The 2449-nt window shown below is 70.5% G+C and carries 2 protein-coding genes; both read right to left on the bottom strand.

What is annotated here, in order from left to right; translation table 11 throughout:
• On the bottom strand, window positions 1-1679 hold a 1679-nt coding region (locus IEZ08_RS38940), incomplete at its 3' end, for a type I polyketide synthase (RefSeq protein WP_229803968.1).
• The coding region (locus IEZ08_RS38935; RefSeq protein WP_189244235.1) for an acyl carrier protein at window positions 1679-2449 on the bottom strand (771 nt) is incomplete at its 5' end. The genes IEZ08_RS38935 and IEZ08_RS38940, both read right to left, overlap by 1 nt.

Genomic DNA, 2449 nt, shown 5'->3' with positions numbered 1-2449 from the left:
TCCCGGCCCATGCCCAACCGCTGACTGCCCTGCCCGGTGAACAGGAACGCCGTCTTGCCCGGCCGTACCGCACCCGTCACCAGTTCAGGCGCCCCGCCTCCGTCAGCCAGGGCCTGCAACCCGCGCAGCAACCCCTCGCGATCGGCCGCCACCACGGCGGCGCGGTGCTTCATCGGCGAACGGGTGGTCGCCAGCGAGAACGCGACGTCAAGCGGCGAACCCAGGGTCTCCAGGAGGCGTCGTGCCTGGGCGGGCAGCGCGTCGGCGCTGCGAGCGGAGATCAGCCACGGTACGACCGGGGTGGCCACCACGGACGGTTCGACCCGGTCGTCCTCGTCCGGAGCCTGCTCGACGATCACGTGGGCGTTGGTGCCGCTGATGCCGAACGACGAGACTCCCGCCCGCCGGGGATGACCGTTGCGCGACCACTCCACGGCCTCGGTGAGCAGTTCGACCTTCCCTGCCGACCAGTCGACCTGAGAGGTGGGTTCGTCGATGTGCAAGGTGCGCGGCAGGATGCCGTGGCGCATGGCCTGCACCATCTTGATCACACCGGCCACGCCGGCGGCGGCCTGGGTGTGGCCGAAGTTCGACTTGATCGACCCCAGGCGCACCGGGTTCTCCCGCTGCTGGCCGTAGACGGCGATGAGCGCCTGCGCCTCGATGGGGTCGCCGAGCGTGGTCGCGGTGCCGTGCGCTTCGACCGCGTCGACCTGGTCGGCCGCGATGCGGGCGCTGGCCAGCGCCTGCCGGATGACCCGCTCCTGCGCGGGGCCGTTCGGCGCGGTGATGCCGTTGGAGGCGCCGTCCTGGTTGACCGCCGAACCGCGCAGCAGGCCCAGCACGGGATGTCCGTTGCGGCGGGCATCCGACAGACGCTCCAGCACCAGCACACCGGCGCCTTCGGAGAAGCCGGTACCGTCGGCCGAGGCGGCGAACGTCCGGCACCGGCCGTCACGCGACAGGCCCCGCTGGCGGCTGAACTCGACGTACGTACCCGGGGTGGCCATCACCGTCACACCACCGGCGAGGGCCAGTGAGCAGTCCTCGCGCCGCAGCGCCTGCATCGCCAGGTGGACCGCGACCAGCGAGGAGGAGCAGGCCGTGTCCACCGTGAGCGCGGGCCCCTCCAGGCCGAGGGAGTAGGCCACCCGGCCGGAGACGAGCGAACCCGAACCCTGGCAGTCGGGGTAGTCGTGGTACATCACCCCGGCGTAGACACCGGTCTGACTGCCCTTGAGCGTGGCCGGGTCGATCCCGGCCCGTTCCAGCGCCTCCCACGAGGTCTCCAGCAGCAGGCGCTGCTGCGGGTCGAGCACCTCGGCCTCGCGCGGGCTGATGCCGAAGAAACCGGCGTCGAACAGCGCCGCATCGTGCAGGAAGCCGCCGTGGCGGGTGTAGGAGGTGCCTTCCCTGGTCGAGTGCGGGTCATACAGGGACGCCAGATCCCAGCCCCGGTCCGCGGGGAACTCGGTGATCCCGTCCTTGCCCTCGGCGACGAACTCCCACAGCTCCTCCGGAGAGGAGACACCTCCCGGGTAACGGCAGCCCATCCCCACGATCGCGATGGGTTCGCGCAACGCGGATGCGAGCTTGCGGTTCTGCTCGCGCAGGCGTTCGCCGTCCTTGAGCGCCGTGCGCAGCGCCTCAACGACCTTCGTATCCGACGTGGACGCCATCAGCCCCACACCTCCTCCATGTCGTCGGCAATTGAGCCGTTGAGCGCCATATCGATCATCCTTTCGGTGTCCATCGCGTCGAACGGGTCCTCCTGGCCGGGGCCTTCCACCTCGACTCCGGCGAGTTCGAGCAGGCTGTCCATCAGTCCCGCGTCACGCAGGCGGGCCAGCGGGATGGCGGCCAGGATCCGGCGGATCTCCTCCTCCTTCGCCTGGTCCTGGGCGGCCTCATCCGGAGCGAGAGCGTTGACGAGATGTACGGCCAGCGCGCGCGCGTCCGGGTAGTCGAAGATCAAGCTGGAGGGCAGGCGCAGGCCGGTCGCGGCGTTCAGGCGGTTGCGGAACTCCACGGCCGACAGGGAGTCGAAGCCGAACTCGCCGAAGGACCGCTCCGGATCGATGGCCTCGGCGTCGGCGTGCTCAAGTACCTCGGCCGCGTGCTTGCGCACCACCTCCAGGAGGACGTCGAACCTGTCCTCCTCGCGCAGTCCCGCCAGCCTGGCCACCAGAGACTCCGAGCTCGCCGAGGTACGGCGCGGTGCCGGTCTGACCAGACCGCGCAGGACCGGGGAGACGTCCTCGGCACTGGCACCCAGGTCGAACGCGGCGGGTACGAGGACCGGGTCGGGCATACCCGTCGCGGTGTCGAACAACGCGAGCCCTTGGCCGTGCTGCATGGGCAGAATGCCGCCCTTGACCGTGCTGTCGGTGCCCATTCCGGTGTCGGCCCACAGTCCCCACGCCAGCGACTGCGCCGCCAGACCATGAGC

Source organism: Planobispora rosea, from assembly GCF_014648175.1.
GTDB lineage: Bacteria > Actinomycetota > Actinomycetes > Streptosporangiales > Streptosporangiaceae > Planobispora > Planobispora rosea.
The sequence above is the reverse complement of the archived record's forward strand: the minus strand, read 5'-3'. Positions and strand labels throughout refer to the sequence as shown.